Genomic DNA, 16770 nt, shown 5'->3' on the forward strand with positions numbered 1-16770 from the left:
GGGTTGTTTCCCTCTTCACGACGGACGTTAGCACCCGCCGTGTGTCTCCCGTGATAACATTCTTCGGTATTCGCAGTTTGCATCGAGTTGGTAAGCCGGGATGGCCCCCTAGCCGAAACAGTGCTCTACCCCCGAAGATGAGTTCACGAGGCGCTACCTAAATAGCTTTCGGGGAGAACCAGCTATCTCCCGGTTTGATTGGCCTTTCACCCCCAGCCACAAGTCATCCGCTAATTTTTCAACATTAGTCGGTTCGGTCCTCCAGTTAGTGTTACCCAACCTTCAACCTGCCCATGGCTAGATCACCGGGTTTCGGGTCTATACCTTGCAACTTAACGCCCAGTTAAGACTCGGTTTCCCTACGGCTCCCCTATTCGGTTAACCTTGCTACAGAATATAAGTCGCTGACCCATTATACAAAAGGTACGCAGTCACACCACGAAGGTGCTCCCACTGCTTGTACGTACACGGTTTCAGGTTCTGTTTCACTCCCCTCGCCGGGGTTCTTTTCGCCTTTCCCTCACGGTACTGGTTCACTATCGGTCAGTCAGGAGTATTTAGCCTTGGAGGATGGTCCCCCCATATTCAAACAGGATTTCTCGTGTCCCGCTCTACTTTTTGAACTCGCAATATAAATTATTTCGTATACAGGGCTATCACCTCGTATCGCTGAATTTTCCAAATCATTTTACTATAATTTATATTGTTTATAGTTCTGGGCTGTTCCCTTTTCGCTCGCCACTACTAAGGGAATCTCGGTTGATTTCTTTTCCTCAAGGTACTTAGATGTTTCAGTTCCCTTGGTTTGCTTTATTAACTTATTTAATTCAGTTAATAATGATGCAAAAAAATTACATCGGGTTTCCCCATTCGGATATCGACGGTTATTGCGCTTCATATCAGCTTACCGACGCTTTTCGCAGATTAGCACGTCCTTCTTCGCCTCTGACTGCCAAGGCATTCACCATGTACGCTTATTTGCTTAACCTTACAACCCACAGGTGTTTTAAAAAATAAGTTATATGCTTGTTTTTTCCGAATTTTTAAAGAGCTTAATTTTTATAATTTTAATTTTTATTAATTGTTATTTTGAGAATAACACAATAATTTAAATTAGTATATAAATATTTTTTAAATATTTTTACTTATCGTCCCCTAGGGGATTTGAACCCCTGTTGCCGCCGTGAAAGGGCGATGTCCTAGACCTCTAGACGAAGGGGACTTAAAAAAATTATTTTTATTTAATGTTTAATATAATAAATAACAGATCAAAAAAAAAGAGTCAAGCATTTTCTTTGTGATTAATTAAAATAAAAAAAATTTTTATACAAAATTATACAGCAATTTATTTAATCTTTTTAAAATTTTTATTTTCTTAAATCATTAATAATATAATCTGTTTTAGGGAGAATATTATGCCATAAAAAAAAAGAATGCGCAGCTTGAAAAACTAACATGCCAATTCCATTAGAAAAAAATTTAGCTCCTATATTAAAACACCAATGCATAAAATATTTATTATTTATTTGATAATTCATGTCATAAAAACATGTTTTTGAAGAAACTACAGACAAAGGGATAAAATTATCTTTTTTTTCAAAAAATTTAGATGTTGCATTGATAATTAAATCAAAAGCTTTTATTTTTAATGAACTTTCATCAAAAATATTTATTTTTCCATATTTATTAAATTGTGAAACCAATTTTTTAGCATTTAACAAAGTTCTATTTAAAATAGTAATAGAACAGCCAAATGATAAAAGAGGAAAAAGAATGCCTTTAACTGCTCCACCTGCACCAATTATTAATATCGAATATTTTTTTTTTATAAAATTTAATCTGATTAAATCTGATAATAATCCAATTCCATCTGTATTATCTCCTAAAATCTGATTACTATCTATTTTTTTAAATGTATTAACAGATTTAGCAATTTTAGCTCTTGGAGTTAATTTATCACAAAAAAGATAAGCTTCTTTTTTGAATGGTGAAGTAATATTTGCACCTTGACCACATTGTTTAAAAAAATCATGCAAAGTAATATAAAACTTATCTAGTGAAACGTTAACAGATTTATAAGAATGAAAAATACCTGTTTGTTTTGAAAATAAACTATGAATTTTAGGAGATTGACTATGATCAATAGGATTTCCAAATAAAGCATAATTAAAATCTTGGTATTTAAACATAGCGAATTAACTTTCCATTTGTAATATTAATAATCTTAGAGGGATTTTTTTCATTTCCTATCTTTCCACTTAACAAAGGAAAATCTTTACCGAAACATTTAAAAACTTCTTCAGAAGTAAAACAAGGAGTCATATTAGAAATATTTGCACTTGTAGATATTAAAGCTCGTCCAAAAGCATTACATAGTTTTATTATTTCAACATGAGCACTAACACGTACAGCTATCGTTTTAAATTTACCAGTCAACCAATAAGGAACTTTAGGATTAGCCGGAAGTAAAAAAGTAAACGGTCCAGGCCAATGAAAAAAAATTTTCTTTTTTTGTTTGTCTGACAATTTTTTTTCATTAATATACATTTTGATCTGATTAAAATCTGCAGCTACTAATATGAAACCTTTTTCTACGCTTCTATTTTTTAAACTTAACAATTTTTTTACAGCTTTTTTGCTGTGAGGATCACAACCTAATCCAAACATTGATTCTGTAGGATAAGCAATTACATTTTCATCATGCAACATTTTTATACAATAAATTAGTGAATTTAAAAAATAATCTTTATTCATTAGCAAATTCTCATAATGAAAATTATTATTTTTTATTTGATTTTAAAAATATTATTTAATGAATAACATCTTCTTTAAAATTAAATAATAAATTTTCAAGTTTACGATATACTAATTCGCATCCAGGTACATTAAATAGTACAATTAATACAATCCATTTTAAATCTTCAAGATTTAATTCATGAATATCTAATTCCATAATTCTTTCAATAATCATTTCTCGTGTATCTAATGTTAATATCTCTAACTGTTCTAAAAAAAGTATAAAACCACGACAATCAACATTTAACTTTAAAGATTCTTCTTGAGTATAAATTCGAGTGGAAATCTGATTCGATAATAAATTAATAGATGAAATAATATTTTTCTTATAACAAGAAATGTTTTTTAACCAACGCAAAGCATTAAAAATATCTCGTTTCTGAAAACCTATATCAGATAAATCATCAGTTAAACTATCGTAATCAATGGAAATTTTTGATTCACTATGTACATAATTTTCAAACAAATATATTAATATATCAAACATTATGTCCTCAATTACATATTAAAAAATTTAAATATTTAGTAATATATTCTATATATAAGTTTATTATGAATATTATTAATATATAATATGTAAAATATTATAATACAATGCAAATAAATTTTTACTAAAAAATGTCATAAATTTTTTTATTTAAAATATAAAAAAAGCAAACTTTTAATTATAATAAAAAAGTCTATACTATATAGACCAACCTAATGAATGAAATTCAACTATTTTAGATTTTAAAAAATATGTCTTTGTTAAAAATTATTTATTATCCTGATACACGTTTAAGACTCATTGCAAAACCAGTCAAGTTAGTTGATAAAAAAATACAAAAAATTGCAAGAAATATGATAGATACAATGCATCAAGCAGAAGGAATTGGTTTAGCGGCAACTCAAGTAAATATACAATTGCAAATTATAGTTATCAATACAATGGAAAAAGAAAAAAATAATTTAGTACTAATAAATCCTAAAATTATCAAACAATCAGGCAATATTAGTATCGAAGAAGGATGTCTGTCCATTCCAGAATATAGAGCTTCTGTTCCAAGATATAATTATATAACAGTCCAAGCAATTAATCTTTATGGAGAAAAAATAGAAATAGAAACAAAATCAATAGTATCTATTTGCATACAACATGAAATAGATCATCTTAAAGGTAAATTATTTATTGATTATCTATCACAATTAAAAAGAGAAAGAATTCAAAAGAAATTTAAAAAATTTAAAAAAATACAATAAAAAATTCTTAATCAAGGAAAAAAATAAATTTGAAAAAATTAAAAATTATTTTTGCTGGAACAGAATACTTTTCTGCCGAATATTTAAATTCTCTTATTAATTCTCAACATAATGTAATTTCGGTAATTACTCAACCAGATCGTCCTTCTGGACGAGGACACAAAATTAATTTTTCCCCTGTAAAAATATTATCTATAAAAAATAAAATTCCTATTTTTCAACCTTTAAATTTAAATAATGAAAATCTTCAAAATAAAATATTACAGCTTAACGCAGATATCATGATAGTTGTATCCTACGGTAAAATAATACCAAAAAAAATTCTTACTATCTTCCCAAAGGGTTGTATTAATGTTCATCCTTCACTTTTACCTAGATGGCGAGGAGCCACTCCAATTCAATCATCAATTATATACGGTGATAAAAAAACAGGTATAAGTATAATTAATATGAATGATAAAATTGACTCTGGTACTATAATATATTCAGTAGAATGCAAAATATCTTCAAAAGATACAACTAAAAGCTTATCTTTAAAATTGATTACAATTGGAATACAAGCATTATTAAAAGTTTTAGAAAAAATTATCTCAAATACAATTATTGAAAAAAAACAAAATGAAAAAAATGCTTCTTTATCAAAAAAAATACAAAAAAAAGATGCCCTTTTAAATTGGAATTCAAAAGCTATAAAATTAGAACGTTTAATTAGAGCATTTAATCCATGGCCAGTATGTTATTTTTTATTACAAGAAAAAACTATAAAAGTATGGCAGTCAACAGTTATTCCTATTATCAATAAAAAATTTAATGTAGGAGAAATTATCTGTTGTAATGAATCTGGAATTCAAATAAATACATCTCATCAAATATTAAACATTGAAAAAATACAATTACCTGGAAAAAAAATTATAGATGTTAAAAATGTAATTTTTTCTAAAAGTGATTTATTTAAAGTAGGTACTATTTTATAAAAAATTTTAATATATTTTATATAATCTGTATGATAATTTACATTATAAAAAATAAGCAAACGGAAACGTACCGTTTGCTTTGAAATTATATTCAATAAATTCTCAAAAAGAAAATAATATAAATTTTATTGTTCTATAATTTCTTCTTTTTTATTTTTTTTGACACGGTCAACTAATTCAATATAGGCCATTGGAGCTTTATCTCCAGATCGAAATCCGCATTTTAAAATGCGAGTATAACCACCTAATCTACTTACAAAACAAGGACCTAAATTTTTAAATAATTTTGCTACTATTAGATTATCACGAATACGAGAAAATACTAGTCGTCTACGTGCAACTGTATCTATTTTAGATAAGGTAATAATAGGTTCAACAATACGACGCAATTCTTTTGCTTTAGCTAAAGTAGTTTTTATAACTTCATGTGTAAATAACGAACATGCCATATTTTTTAGCATAGAATTAAGATGGGGACTATTACGATTTAATTGACGACCACTTTTTCGATGACGCATAAATTTATTCCTTCTATATAAAACATAAATTACTCATCTAAAATACTTGATGGTGGCCAATTTTCTAATCTCATACCAAGAGATAAACTGCGAGAAGCTAATATATCCTTAATCTCCGTTAAAGATTTTTTTCCTAAATTAGGAGTTTTTAAAAGTTCTACCTCAGTTCTTTGTACTAAATCACCAATGTAATGTATAGCTTCTGCTTTTAGACAATTAGCAGAACGAACTGTTAGTTCTAAATCATCTACTGGACGCAATAAAATAGGCTCAAATTCAGGTTTTTCTTCTTTAATTTCAGGTTCACGAACATCTCGTAAATCAACGAAAGCTTCTAATTGTTCTGCTAAAATAGTAGCAGCTCGTCGAATTGCTTCCTCGGGATCAATAGTTCCATTTGTTTCCATTTCAATAACTAATTTATCTAAATCAGTCCTTTGTTCTACACGAGCAGCTTCTACATTATAAGAAATTCGATCTATAGGACTATAACAAGCATCTACTAATAAACAACCTATAGGTCTGGAATCTTCTTCTAAATGAACTCGTGAAGAAGCAGGAATATAACCTCTACCACGCTGTACTTTTATTCTCATTTTAATAGAAGAATTTTCATAAGTTAAATTACAAATAACATGTTCTGGTTTAATAATTTCAACATCACCATCATGTACAATATCTGCAGCAGTAACGCATCCAATTCCAGACTTTTTTAGTGTAAGAAAAGTTTCATCTTTACCATGTACTTTAACAGCTAATCCTTTTAAATTTAATAAGATTTCTAAAATGTCTTCTTGTATGCCTTCTTTAGTACTATATTCATGAAGTACTCCATCAATTTCAACTTCAGTCACTGCGCATCCCGGCATAGAAGATAGAAGAATTCTACGAAGTGCGTTTCCAAGTGTATGACCAAATCCTCTTTCTAATGGCTCTAACGTTACTTTAGTATGAGTTGTACTTATTTGTTCAATATCAACTAAACGTGGTTTTAAAAATTCCATGATAGAATTCTGCATATCATCTCCTCTTTAACAGTAAACTTTTTTATTTAGAATAAAGTTCAACAATTAAGTATTCATTAATTTCTGCAGATAAATCAGAACGTTCAGGAAATCTTTTAAAAATACCTTCCATTTTAGTTGTATTAACTTCTAGCCAAGTTGGCTTCTCTCTCTGTTCAACAAGCTCTAAAGCTGCTTTTATACGTGATTGATTTTTAGATTTATTCCTAATAGAAATTTGATCGTTAGGAGAAACCTGATATGAAGCAATATTAACAATTTTATTATTAACCATAATAGATTTATGACTAATCAACTGTTTTGATTCAGAACGAGTGCAACCAAAACCCATACGATAAACTACATTATCTAATCTAGATTCTAAAAATTGCAATAAATTTGCTCCAGTATTACCCTTTAAACTAGCAGCCATCTTATAATATATTTTAAATTGTCGTTCTAAAATACCATATAAACGACGTACTTTTTGTTTTTCACGCAATTGAACAGCATAATCAGATAATCTGGGTTTGCGAACACCATGTTGTCCAGGAGGTTGTTCTAATTTACATTTTGATTCTATTGGACGAAGTCCTGATTTAAGAAACAAATCAGTACCTTCTCGTCGACTTAATTTTAATTTTGGACCTAAATATTTTGCCATTTTATTCTCCAATAATTCCTAAAAAATCAAACACGACGTTTTTTAGGAGGACGGCAACCATTATGAGGAATTGGTGTGACATCAGTAATATTTGTAATACGAAATCCAGCTGCATTTAAAGCTCGAATTGTAGATTCTCTACCTGGACCTGGACCTTTGACCATAACTTCTAAATTTTTTATTCCATAATCTTTTACTATTTCTGCACAACGTTCAGCAGCAACTTGTGCTGCAAACGGAGTAGATTTTCGAGAACCTCTAAAACCAGATCCACCAGAAGTAGCCCATCCTAAAGCATTCCCTTGTCTATCAGTAATAGTTACAATAGTATTGTTAAAAGATGCATGAACATGAGCTATACCATCTAAAATTTGTTTTTTCACACGTTTACGTGTGCGAATCGATAATGAATTTTTGACCATAATTAATTATTACCTAAATTATTTTCTTATTGGTTTTCGAGGACCTTTACAAGTTCTAGCATTAGTTTTAGTTCTTTGGCCATGTACAGGAAGACTTCTGCGATGACGCAAACCACGATAACAACTAAGATCAATTAAGCGTTTAATATTTAAAGTTCTTTCTCGTCTTAAATCACCTTCAATAACATATTTTGAAACATGTAGTCTTAAAAGATCAATTTGTTCTTCATTTAAATCTATAATTTTAGAATATTCCGGAATGTTTGTGACGGAACAAATCAATTTAGAACGTTTTTTACCAATTCCATATATTGCAGTTAATGCAATTAAAGTGTGTTTGTTTTGAGGAATATTAATACCCGCAATACGAGCCATATTATAAAATCCTATGAATAAATTTTAAATAAATTATTAACCTTGACGCTGTTTGTGTTTCGGTTCGTTACTGCAAATAACTCTTACAACATTATTTCTTCTTATTATTTTACAATTTCGACAAAGTATTTTTACAGAAGCTTGTACTTTCATTTTATTTCCTTAAATCTTCTAAAATCAAAAATTTAATTTAGATTAGCTTTTTTTAGCATGGATTCATATTGATTAGACATTATCAATGTTTGAATTTGAGCAATAAAATCCATAATAACTACAACAACAATTAGCAATGAAGTGCCGCCAAAATAAAAAGGAACATTCATAGCACTGCGCATAAATTCTGGAATTAAACAAATAAATGTGATATAGAAAGATCCAACTAACGTTAGTCTTAACATAATTTTGTTAATATATTTTGCTGTTTGTTCTCCAGGTCTAATTCCTGAAATAAAAGCTCCTGATTTTTTTAAATTATCTGCTGTCTCACGAGGATTAAAAACTAATCCCGTATAGAAAAAACAAAAAAATATTATTGCAGATACGTATAAAATTAAATATATAGGTTGATTAGGTTGCAAATAAAATGATATAGTTTTTAAAAATTGATTACTAACTTTAAACCAAGATATTATAGTCGCAGGAAACAGAACAATACTAGAAGCAAAAATTGCAGGTATAACTCCAGACATATTAATCTTTAAAGGTAAATGGGTGCTTTGAGCAGAATAAATACGACGACCCTGTTGACGTTGTGCATAATGTACAATAATTTTTCTTTGTCCTCTTTCTATAAAAACAACAAAAAAAATAACTAAAAAAATTAATAATAAAATAAATAAAAATAAAAAAATATGTAAATCTCCTTGTCTTGTTTTTTCAATAGTATTTCCAATAGCTGATGGTAAACCTGCAATGATTCCTATAAAAATAATAATTGAAATACCATTACCAATGCCATGTTCTGTAATTAACTCTCCTAACCACATTAAAAACATAGTACCAGTTACCAAGCTGGTTGTGGCAATTAAGTAAAAACAAAAATCAGGATTGATTATAATTGTACGTATTCCTACTATATTAGGAAGAGTAGTAGCAATTCCAATAGATTGTACAAAAGCTAATATTAAAGTAGCATATCTAGTATACTGATTAATTTTATGGCGTCCAGACTCTCCTTCTTTTTTAATTTCAGATAAAGTTGGATACACTAATGTTAGCAATTGAATAATAATAGAAGCTGATATATAAGGCATAATTCCTAGTGCAAAAATGGAAGCACGACTCAAGGCCCCACCAGAAAACATGTTGAAAATATCAACAATAGTGCCTTTTTGTTCATTCAATATTTTAGACAAAATAGTAGTATCGATTCCGGGAATAGGAATAAAAGAACCAATACGAAAAATTATAATAGCTGCTATTAGAAAAATAATTCTCTGTTTTATTTCACTGATGTTTTTTTTAGTTTTTTTAAAGTTTAATCCTAATTTCTTAACCATTATTTACCGCTTATCCTTCAATTTTACCACCAGAATTTTCAATTTCAGAACGAGCACCTTTAGTAACGAGTAAACCTCTTATTATTAGGGGAGCTTTTAATTTTCCTGTAAGAATTATCTTGACATATTTTACATTTTTTTTAACAATATTTTCTTTTTTTAATATTTCTAGATCAATGATTTTCGTGGATAAATTTGATAAATCTGATAAACGAACTTCTGTTGTAATATTTTTTTTTCTAGAATTAAAACCAAATTTAGGTAGTCTTCTATACAAAGGCATTTGTCCTCCTTCAAAACCGCGGCGAATACTACTACCTGATCTAGATTTTTGACCTTTATGACCACGACCTGCAGTTTTCCCGAATCCTGAACCAATGCCACGACCTACTCTTTTTCGATTTTGATGTGCCCCATTTGCTGGAGAGAGAGTATTTAAATGCATTTTTATTCCTCTTGTATTTTTAAAATATAAGAAATCTTTTTAATCATTCCCCGAATAGATGGTGTGTCTTCACGGATAACAGTATGTCCGATATAACGTAATCCAAGTCCAATTAAAGTTTTTTTATGCCTAGGTAATCTTCCTATAGCACTTTTAATTTGAGTAATTTTTATATTTTTCATTAAAAATAATTTATCCTAATATTTCTTCAACACGTTTGTTTCTTTTAGCAGCTATCATTTCTGGAGATTTCATGTTGACTAAACCATTCATAGTAGCTCGTACTACATTAATTGGATTAGTAGAACCATAAGTTTTAGCCAGCACATTATGTATACCAGCTACTTCTAAAACTGCACGCATAGCTCCACCAGCAATAATTCCAGTTCCATCCGAAGCGGGTTTCATGAAAATTTTTGATCCAGTATGAAAGCCTTTTAATGAATGTTGTAAAGTTTTATTAACTAACGGTATCGTAATCATATTACGTCTAGCTTTTTCCATAGCTTTTTGGATAGCAGCAGGAACTTCACGTGCTTTACCGTAACCAAAACCAACTCGTCCATCTCCATTACCTACTACAGTTAATGCTGTAAAAGAAAATATTCGACCGCCTTTGACAGTTTTTGAAACGCGGTTTACTGTAATTAATTTTTCTTGTAAATCGCTATTATTTTTTTTTTCAATATTAGCCATTTTATAATTTTACCTTAAAAATTTAGTCCAACTTCACGTGCAGATTCAGCTAAAACTTGTATGCGACCATGATATTTAAAACCAGATCGATCAAAAGAAACTTGATTTATTCCTTTTGATAAAGCTCGTTCTGCAATAATTTTACCTATTTTTGACGCGGCTTCTTTATTTCCTGTGTATTTTAAACTGCGATTGATTTTTTTTTCTAATGTTGAAGCGCATGCTAATACTTTCGATTCTGATGAAGAAATTATTTGAGCATACATATGACGGGAAGTGCGATGAACAACTAATCGAATAGCACCTAATTTTTTAATTTTACGACGTGTTTTTATAGATCTGCGTATACGAGAAATCATTTTATTTTTACTTGAAAAAATCATTTTATTTTTTCTTGGCCTCTTTCATACGTATAATTTCATCCGAATATCGTATACCTTTTCCTTTATAAGGCTCCGGCATACGATAAGAACGTAAATTAGCTGCAATTTGTCCAACTAATTGCTTATCTATGCCTTGAATAATAATTTCTGTTGGAGTAGGGTTTTCTACATCAATACCTTTAGGTAAAGAATATGTAATGACATGAGAATAACCCAATGACATATTAATTGTGTCACCTTTTGTTATTGAAACACGATAACCTACTCCAGATAATTGTAGTTTCTTACTAAATTTTTTAGAAACACCTATAATCATAGAATTTATAAGAGCTCTTGCAGTTCCTGCTTGTGCCCAACCATTAGAAAAACCTGCATGTGGTGAAAAAGTTATTTTATTATTTAAAAATTCAATTTTTACTGATTCATGAATAGTACGTGAAAGATGACCATATTTTCCTTTAATTAATATATTTTGCGAATTCAACTGAACATTAATATCAGAAGGAATAAAAATTGGACGTTTGGCAATACGAGACATTCTTCCTCCATTATCAAGCTATATAGCAAATAATTTCACCGCCAAGACCTGCTTGACGCGCCATTCGATCTGTCATTATACCTCGAGAAGTCGAAATAACTGCTATTCCTAAACCAGACATAACTTGGGGCAAATTATTCTTATTTTTATATATTCTCAAACTTGGACGACTGATACGTTTAATCATTTCTATTACTGATTTTCCCTGAAAATATTTTAAAAATACTTCTAATTCTAATTTAATATTACCTAAAATTTTATAATCTTTAATATAACCCTCATTCTTTAACAATTCGATAATTGATTTTTTTAATCTAGATGAAGGCATTTTCACAGAATATTTATTAGCTGATTGACCATTTCGAATACGAGTTAACATATCTGCTACTGGATCTTGCATGCTCATTTTAAACTCCAAAATATAAAAAATACATTTTACCAACTTGCTTTTTTTAAACCGGGTATTTCACCTTTCATTGCAGCTTCTCTAACTTTAATACGACTTAATCCAAATTTACGTAAAAAAGCATGTGGACGACCGGTTTGACGGCATCTATTTCTCTGACGTGATGGACTGGAATCACGTGGAAAAGATTGTAATTTTAAAACTGCATTCCAACGTTTTTCTTCTGAAACGTTCATATTGGAAATTATGTTTTTTAATTCATTACGTTGCGTGTAAAATTTATTAGCTAATTTTATACGTTTAACTTCACGTGCTTTCATTGATTGTTTAGCCATTGAATAACCTTTTTACTTACGAAAAGGGAAATTGAAAGCAGATAATAATACACGAGCTTCATGATCAGATTTAGCAGTAGTAGTTATTGTAATATCTAATCCACGAACTCGATCAATTTTATCATAATCAATTTCCGGGAAAATAATTTGTTCGCGTATTCCTAAACTATAATTCCCTCTCCCATCAAAAGAATTGCTTGATAATCCACGAAAATCACGAATACGTGGAACAGCAATAATAATTAAGCGCTCAAAAAAATCCCATTTTTTTTGCCCGCGCAACGTTACTTTACACCCAATAGGATAACCTTGACGAATTTTGAAACCGGCCACAGATTTACGTGCTTTAGTAATTAATGGTTTTTGTCCTGATATTGCTGTTAAATCTAAAATTGCATTATCTAAAATTTTTTTATCGGAAGCAGCAGCACCAATACCCATATTCAAAGTTATTTTATCAATTTTAGGTACTTGCATAAGAGAACTATAATTTAGTTCTAACATGATCTTTTTGATGACTGTTGACTTGTAATAATTATATAACGTGGTCATCATATTACTCCAAACTATTGAATCGTTTTTCTGTTAGATTTTAAAAAACGAACTTTTCTACCTTGTTCAAATCTAAACCCAATGCGATCTGATTTATTAGATTCAGGATTTAATATAGCAACATTAGATATATGAATAGGTGCTTCTTTTTGTATAATACCACCATTTTTATTTTGAGATGGAACTGGTTTTTGGTGTTTTTTCATTAAATTCAAACCACGAATAATTACTTTACTTGAAGATAAAAAATTTTTAATAACACCTGTTTTTCCTTTATCTTTTCCAGACAATATAATAACTGTATCATTCCGGCGTAATTTTGATGCCATTTTTTATTCCTTCAAAATCTTATGACTAAAGTACTTCGGGGGCTAGTGAAATAATCTTCATAAATTTTTCTGTTCTTAGTTCACGAGTCACAGGTCCAAAAATACGAGTACCAATAGGCTGTTCATTATTATTTAGTACAACACAAGCATTAGTATCAAATCGAATAACAGAACCATCAGATCGTCTGACTCCTTTTTTAGTTCTGACAACGACAGCTTTAAGAACTTCACCTTTTTTTACTTTTCCCCTGGGTATCGCCTCCTTAATAGTAATCTTAATTATATCACCAATACCTGCATAACGACGATGTGAACCACCTAAAACTTTGATACACATAGCGGATCGCGCACCGGAATTATCAGCTACATGAAGAATAGTTTGTTCTTGAATCATAATTTTAAAACTCCAATTATTTTAATTAAAAATAATTTTATTATAAAATTATTTGAATTTTGTCATAGAAAAAATAATAGAACTAACATTATTTCTATATTTTTTAAAAAACTGTTTTTTCAATAATACGTACTAAGACCCAAGATTTTGTTTTAGAAATTGGACGAGACTCTCGAATTTCTATTACATCACCTATAGAACATTCATTTTTTTCATCATGAATATGAAGTTTAGTGGTGCGTTTAATAAACTTTCCATAAATGATATGCTTAACAAAACGTTCAATTAACACAACAGCAGATTTTTGCATTTTATTACTAATAACACGACCTTGCAAAATTCGAATTTTTTGCATTATTTTAATTTTTCCTTTTCATCTAACAAAGTCTTAACTTGTGCAATATTCCGTCGAACTTTTCGTAGCAAATGTGGCTGTTTTAATTTTCCAGAAACAGACTGCATACGAAGATTGAACTGTTCTCGCAATAACTGCAAAAGTTCTAAATAGAGATCTTTTTTATTTTTTTTTCTAAATTCTACAATTGCTTTCATCAGATCACCATCTTGGTTACAAAAGTAGTCTTAATTGGTAACTTTGCAGCTGCTAACTTAAATGCTTTACGAGATTCTTCTTCAGTAACTCCGTCTAATTCATAAAGAATTTTACCGGGCTGTACTAAAGCAACCCAATATTCAACATTTCCTTTTCCTTTACCCATTCTTACTTCTAATGGTTTTTGAGTTATGGGTTTATCGGGAAACACGCGTATCCACATTTTTCCTTGTCTTTTAATACAACGAGTTATAGCTCTTCTTGCTGATTCAATTTGACGTGCAGTCAAACGTCCTCTATCAATGGCTTGTAAACCAAAAGAACCAAAATTAATATCAGTACCAGATGCCAAACCACGATTTCGACCTTTATGCATTTTTCGAAATTTAGTACGTTTTGGTTGCAGCATTGTCAGCTTCTCTCTCTTGCTTACTTTCTATTTTTACGATATTGTTTTTTTATTTGAACAGAAGGTTTGTCTAATCTTTCAATAGTTTCCATGCCACCTAATATTTCACCTTTAAAAATCCAAACTTTAACTCCTATCACACCATATGTTGTATGGGCTTCTGAAATGCTATAATCAATATTTGCGCGTAATGTGTGAAGGGGTACTCGTCCTTCTCTATACCACTCTCTACGAGCTATTTCTGCACCCCCTAATCGCCCGCTAACTTCTACTTTTATCCCTTTAGCACCTTGTCTCATCGCATTTTGAACAGATCTTTTCATGGCACGTCGAAACATAACTCTTCGTTCTAACTGAGAAGTAATGCTATCAGAAATAAGTTTAGCATCTAATTCAGGTTTCCGTACTTCAGAAATATTAATCTGAACTGGTACTCCAGTAATTCTAGAGATGGCAATCCTTAATTTTTCTACATCTTCACCTTTTTTACCAATAACGATACCAGGTCTAGCTGTATAAATTGTAACCCGTATACTTTTAGCAGGTCTTTCAATGATAATTCGAGAAATTGATGCTTTTTCTAGTTTTTTCATTAAAAATTGACGAACTTTATGGTCGCTATCTAAATAATCAGCAAAATCTTTAGTATTAGCAAACCAAACAGAATTCCATTTTTTTATTATACCCAATCGCATACCATTAGGATGTACTTTCTGACCCATCACTGATTCTCCTTAATGTTAACGATCAGATACAATTACAGTAATATGACTAGTACGTTTTAAAATACGATCTGCACGTCCTTTAGCACGCGGCATCATTCTTTTCATTGTTGAACCTTCGTTGACGAATATTTTTTTAATTCTTAATTTATCTATGTCAGCACCATCATTATGTTCTGCATTTGCTATTGCTGACTCAAGTACTTTTTTAACTAAAAAAGCAGCTTTTTTATTAGTGTAAGTTAAAATATTTAACGCTTGTGGAACTTTTTTCCCACGAATTAAATCTGCAATTAAACGAACTTTTTGAGCTGAAGAACGTGCTTGACGATGTTGAGCTAAAGTTTCCATTTACTCCTCTTTTATCTTTTTTTATTTTTTAATTAACGTTTTTTTACTTTTTTATCAGCAGTATGTCCTCTATAAGTGCGAGTCAGAGAAAATTCACCTAATTTATGTCCCACCATTTCTTCGGTAATAAAAACAGGAATATGATTACGACCATTATGAATAGATATTGTTAAACCTACCATATTTGGAAAAATTGTTGAACGTCTTGACCATGTTTTAATAGGTTTTTTATCATTTGTATTGACTGATTTTTCTACTTTTTTCAACAAACTTACATCAATAAAAGGACCTTTTTTAAGAGATCGTGGCATAAATTAAATCCTACAATAATTATTTTCTACGATGACGTAAAATAAATTTTTCAGTGCGTTTATTTTTACGCGTTTTCTTGCCTTTTGTTTGGATTCCCCATGGGGTAACTGGATGTTTTCCAAAATTTCTTCCTTCACCACCACCATGAGGATGATCAACAGGATTCATGGCTGTACCACGGACGGTAGGACGTATGCCTATCCAACGAGAAGCTCCTGCTTTACCTAGAACTTTTAACATATGTTCAGAATTTCCTACTTCCCCGATAGTAGCTCTGCAATTAGATTGAGTTTTTCTCATCTCACCAGAACGCAATCTTAAAGTTGCGTATTCTTCATCACATGCCACTAGCTGTACGTAACTTCCTGCAGAACGAGCTATTTGACCACCTTTTCCAGGTTTCATTTCTACATTATGAATAAATGCACCTACTGGAATATTTTTAAGTGGTAAAGAATTTCCTATTTTTATAGGAGAATGTACACCAGAAATTATAGTGTCTCCTACATTTAAATTTTTTGGAGCTAAAATATACTTTCTTTGACCGTCTTTGTATAATATCAAAGCAATATTAGAAGAACGATTAGGATCATACTCAAATCTTTCTACAGTAGCTTCTATACCGTCTTTGTTTCTTTTAAAGTCTATAATACGATATGCTCTTTTATGTCCACCACCAATGTGACGAGTAGTAATTCGTCCATTATTATTGCGTCCTCCACTTTTATTTTTTTTTCTTAATAATAAAGAATATGGTTTTCCTTTATATAACTGTGTATTAACGACTTTAATAACGTGGCGACGACCCGGAGATGTCGGTTTGCATTTAACAATTGCCATTGTTTTGTCCTCCG

Annotated in this window: 29 protein-coding genes, 1 tRNA gene and 1 rRNA gene; 2 read left to right on the plus strand and 29 right to left on the minus strand. The window is 30.2% G+C overall.

Going from position 1 to position 16770, the window contains the following annotated elements; all coding sequences use genetic code 11:
* The 5 genes from ACTP5B_RS00005 to ACTP5B_RS00025 form a co-directional block, all read right to left on the minus strand.
* Positions 1–988: ribosomal RNA gene (locus ACTP5B_RS00005) — 23S ribosomal RNA — on the minus strand; the annotation flags it as partial.
* Positions 989–1149: 161 nt separating this feature from the next.
* A tRNA-Glu gene (locus ACTP5B_RS00010) sits at positions 1150–1222 on the minus strand.
* Between the two features lie 145 nt (positions 1223–1367).
* On the minus strand, positions 1368–2189 hold the full coding sequence (gene aroE, locus ACTP5B_RS00015; protein WP_464828901.1) for a shikimate dehydrogenase: 822 nt from the start codon (positions 2187–2189) through the stop codon (positions 1368–1370).
* Entirely contained in the window at positions 2182–2754 is a 573-nt protein-coding gene (tsaC, locus tag ACTP5B_RS00020) for an L-threonylcarbamoyladenylate synthase type 1 TsaC (RefSeq protein WP_464828903.1), read from the minus strand. Before tsaC ends, aroE begins: the two co-directional genes overlap by 8 nt.
* A gap of 55 nt (positions 2755–2809) precedes the next feature.
* Positions 2810–3283 (minus strand): DUF494 family protein, encoded by a 474-nt coding sequence (locus ACTP5B_RS00025; protein WP_464828905.1) that lies wholly within the window; start codon positions 3281–3283, stop codon positions 2810–2812.
* 251 nt (positions 3284–3534) lie between these two features.
* Between ACTP5B_RS00025 and def the strand changes: the two genes are divergently transcribed.
* Positions 3535–4035: a peptide deformylase gene (def, locus tag ACTP5B_RS00030; RefSeq protein WP_464828907.1), complete on the plus strand. Its 501-nt coding sequence runs from the start codon at positions 3535–3537 to the stop codon at positions 4033–4035.
* A 29-nt stretch (positions 4036–4064) separates the two neighbouring features.
* Positions 4065–5009, plus strand: a complete 945-nt coding sequence (fmt, locus tag ACTP5B_RS00035; RefSeq protein ID WP_464828909.1) for a methionyl-tRNA formyltransferase — start codon at positions 4065–4067, stop codon at positions 5007–5009.
* 125 nt (positions 5010–5134) lie between these two features.
* Here fmt and rplQ read toward each other — a convergent pair whose 3' ends face one another.
* The 24 genes from rplQ to rplB all read right to left on the minus strand — a co-directional run bounded on the left by rplQ (position 5135) and on the right by rplB (position 16756).
* Positions 5135–5527: a 50S ribosomal protein L17 gene (gene rplQ, locus ACTP5B_RS00040; RefSeq protein WP_464828911.1), complete on the minus strand. Its 393-nt coding sequence runs from the start codon at positions 5525–5527 to the stop codon at positions 5135–5137.
* Positions 5528–5556: 29 nt separating this feature from the next.
* The gene (locus ACTP5B_RS00045; RefSeq protein ID WP_464828913.1) at positions 5557–6546 is read right to left on the minus strand and encodes a DNA-directed RNA polymerase subunit alpha; all 990 of its coding nucleotides are present in this window, start codon (positions 6544–6546) and stop codon (positions 5557–5559) included.
* A 28-nt stretch (positions 6547–6574) separates the two neighbouring features.
* The gene (gene rpsD, locus ACTP5B_RS00050) at positions 6575–7195 is read right to left on the minus strand and encodes a 30S ribosomal protein S4 (protein ID WP_464828915.1); all 621 of its coding nucleotides are present in this window, start codon (positions 7193–7195) and stop codon (positions 6575–6577) included.
* 26 nt (positions 7196–7221) lie between these two features.
* Complete coding sequence (gene rpsK / locus ACTP5B_RS00055; protein ID WP_464828917.1) at positions 7222–7617, minus strand: 30S ribosomal protein S11; 396 nt, start codon at positions 7615–7617, stop codon at positions 7222–7224.
* Positions 7618–7635: 18 nt separating this feature from the next.
* Positions 7636–7992 carry a 30S ribosomal protein S13 gene (gene rpsM / locus ACTP5B_RS00060; RefSeq protein ID WP_464828919.1) on the minus strand — a complete coding sequence of 119 codons (357 nt, stop codon included), beginning with the start codon at positions 7990–7992 and terminating at the stop codon, positions 7636–7638.
* A gap of 36 nt (positions 7993–8028) precedes the next feature.
* Positions 8029–8145 (minus strand): 50S ribosomal protein L36, encoded by a 117-nt coding sequence (rpmJ, locus tag ACTP5B_RS00065; RefSeq protein WP_464828921.1) that lies wholly within the window; start codon positions 8143–8145, stop codon positions 8029–8031.
* 32 nt (positions 8146–8177) lie between these two features.
* Entirely contained in the window at positions 8178–9491 is a 1314-nt protein-coding gene (gene secY, locus ACTP5B_RS00070) for a preprotein translocase subunit SecY (protein ID WP_464828923.1), read from the minus strand.
* Positions 9492–9501: 10 nt separating this feature from the next.
* A complete protein-coding gene (gene rplO / locus ACTP5B_RS00075) occupies positions 9502–9936 on the minus strand; it encodes a 50S ribosomal protein L15 (protein WP_464828925.1) in 435 nt (144 codons plus the stop codon).
* A 2-nt stretch (positions 9937–9938) separates the two neighbouring features.
* Positions 9939–10118 (minus strand): 50S ribosomal protein L30, encoded by a 180-nt coding sequence (rpmD, locus tag ACTP5B_RS00080; protein WP_464828927.1) that lies wholly within the window; start codon positions 10116–10118, stop codon positions 9939–9941.
* A gap of 10 nt (positions 10119–10128) precedes the next feature.
* Positions 10129–10632 (minus strand): 30S ribosomal protein S5, encoded by a 504-nt coding sequence (gene rpsE / locus ACTP5B_RS00085; protein WP_464828929.1) that lies wholly within the window; start codon positions 10630–10632, stop codon positions 10129–10131.
* A gap of 14 nt (positions 10633–10646) precedes the next feature.
* On the minus strand, positions 10647–11015 hold the full coding sequence (gene rplR, locus ACTP5B_RS00090) for a 50S ribosomal protein L18 (protein ID WP_464828931.1): 369 nt from the start codon (positions 11013–11015) through the stop codon (positions 10647–10649).
* Position 11016: 1 nt separating this feature from the next.
* Positions 11017–11553, minus strand: coding sequence for a 50S ribosomal protein L6 (rplF, locus tag ACTP5B_RS00095; protein ID WP_464828932.1), 537 nt, complete (start codon positions 11551–11553; stop codon positions 11017–11019).
* Positions 11554–11566: 13 nt separating this feature from the next.
* Positions 11567–11959 carry a 30S ribosomal protein S8 gene (gene rpsH, locus ACTP5B_RS00100; protein WP_464828934.1) on the minus strand — a complete coding sequence of 131 codons (393 nt, stop codon included), beginning with the start codon at positions 11957–11959 and terminating at the stop codon, positions 11567–11569.
* Between the two features lie 29 nt (positions 11960–11988).
* Positions 11989–12294, minus strand: a complete 306-nt coding sequence (rpsN, locus tag ACTP5B_RS00105; RefSeq protein ID WP_464828936.1) for a 30S ribosomal protein S14 — start codon at positions 12292–12294, stop codon at positions 11989–11991.
* A gap of 12 nt (positions 12295–12306) precedes the next feature.
* Positions 12307–12846: a 50S ribosomal protein L5 gene (gene rplE, locus ACTP5B_RS00110; RefSeq protein WP_464828938.1), complete on the minus strand. Its 540-nt coding sequence runs from the start codon at positions 12844–12846 to the stop codon at positions 12307–12309.
* 14 nt (positions 12847–12860) lie between these two features.
* Entirely contained in the window at positions 12861–13175 is a 315-nt protein-coding gene (gene rplX, locus ACTP5B_RS00115; protein ID WP_464828940.1) for a 50S ribosomal protein L24, read from the minus strand.
* Between the two features lie 25 nt (positions 13176–13200).
* A complete protein-coding gene (gene rplN, locus ACTP5B_RS00120; RefSeq protein ID WP_464828942.1) occupies positions 13201–13569 on the minus strand; it encodes a 50S ribosomal protein L14 in 369 nt (122 codons plus the stop codon).
* Positions 13570–13672: 103 nt separating this feature from the next.
* Complete coding sequence (gene rpsQ, locus ACTP5B_RS00125) at positions 13673–13927, minus strand: 30S ribosomal protein S17 (protein WP_464829399.1); 255 nt, start codon at positions 13925–13927, stop codon at positions 13673–13675.
* A complete protein-coding gene (gene rpmC / locus ACTP5B_RS00130; protein ID WP_464828944.1) occupies positions 13924–14121 on the minus strand; it encodes a 50S ribosomal protein L29 in 198 nt (65 codons plus the stop codon). Before rpmC ends, rpsQ begins: the two co-directional genes overlap by 4 nt.
* Positions 14121–14531, minus strand: a complete 411-nt coding sequence (gene rplP / locus ACTP5B_RS00135; RefSeq protein WP_464828946.1) for a 50S ribosomal protein L16 — start codon at positions 14529–14531, stop codon at positions 14121–14123. Before rplP ends, rpmC begins: the two co-directional genes overlap by 1 nt.
* Positions 14532–14551: 20 nt before the next feature.
* Positions 14552–15253 (minus strand): 30S ribosomal protein S3, encoded by a 702-nt coding sequence (gene rpsC / locus ACTP5B_RS00140; RefSeq protein ID WP_464828949.1) that lies wholly within the window; start codon positions 15251–15253, stop codon positions 14552–14554.
* A gap of 18 nt (positions 15254–15271) precedes the next feature.
* A complete protein-coding gene (gene rplV, locus ACTP5B_RS00145; RefSeq protein WP_464828951.1) occupies positions 15272–15604 on the minus strand; it encodes a 50S ribosomal protein L22 in 333 nt (110 codons plus the stop codon).
* A gap of 32 nt (positions 15605–15636) precedes the next feature.
* Entirely contained in the window at positions 15637–15915 is a 279-nt protein-coding gene (gene rpsS / locus ACTP5B_RS00150) for a 30S ribosomal protein S19 (RefSeq protein WP_464828953.1), read from the minus strand.
* 19 nt (positions 15916–15934) lie between these two features.
* On the minus strand, positions 15935–16756 hold the full coding sequence (gene rplB / locus ACTP5B_RS00155; RefSeq protein WP_464828955.1) for a 50S ribosomal protein L2: 822 nt from the start codon (positions 16754–16756) through the stop codon (positions 15935–15937).
* Positions 16757–16770 lie beyond the last annotated feature (14 nt).

Source organism: Buchnera sp. (in: enterobacteria) (genome assembly GCF_056343165.1).